Below are 539 nucleotides of genomic sequence, written 5' to 3' on the forward strand. Positions count from 1 at the left end.
GAAGAGCTGGCCAAGCTGGATCAGGTTACGGTACCTTATGTGAAAAACGCCATCACCCATCAGATCGAAGAAGTGCCTTGGCCGACATTGGGTGTGTATGAGGTAGGAGGCGGTGTTCGGTCCAACGTGCTCGACCTGTTAAAATACGGACACATGTATTTCCAAGATCGCTATCTGGATAAAATGTGGCAGCCCGTGCACCGGGTCGCAAGAAATGCTTTCTATGGCTATGCATTGCGGAGTACACCCGATTATGGGGGAGTGACCTTGGTAAAACACGGCGGCGGTCAGCCTGGTGTCTCCTCCTGCTTTGGTTTTGTCCCTGAAGAGGAATTGGTAGTGGCAGTATTGACCAACCTGTCCCATGTTCCTGCCGAACAACTGTGGTTAGCGGCTGTAAATACGGCACTAGGACTTCCGCTGGAGCAAAAGGAAAATATCGAACCAGATTACGATGCCTCTCTGGAGGAGCTGCAAAGAATGATCGGGATCTATCGTTCGGCAGAAGGTGGGCATGTTCGGATATTCCTCGACGGAAA

The 539-nt window shown here is 51.2% G+C and carries 1 protein-coding gene; it reads left to right on the plus strand.

Features of this window, described 5'->3' with window-relative positions:
* A partial coding sequence (locus EDM52_RS22955) for a serine hydrolase (RefSeq protein WP_148038799.1) occupies positions 1-539 on the plus strand: 539 nt, incomplete at both ends.

The organism is Brevibacillus invocatus (genome assembly GCF_003710915.1).
Taxonomy (GTDB): domain Bacteria; phylum Bacillota; class Bacilli; order Brevibacillales; family Brevibacillaceae; genus Brevibacillus; species Brevibacillus invocatus.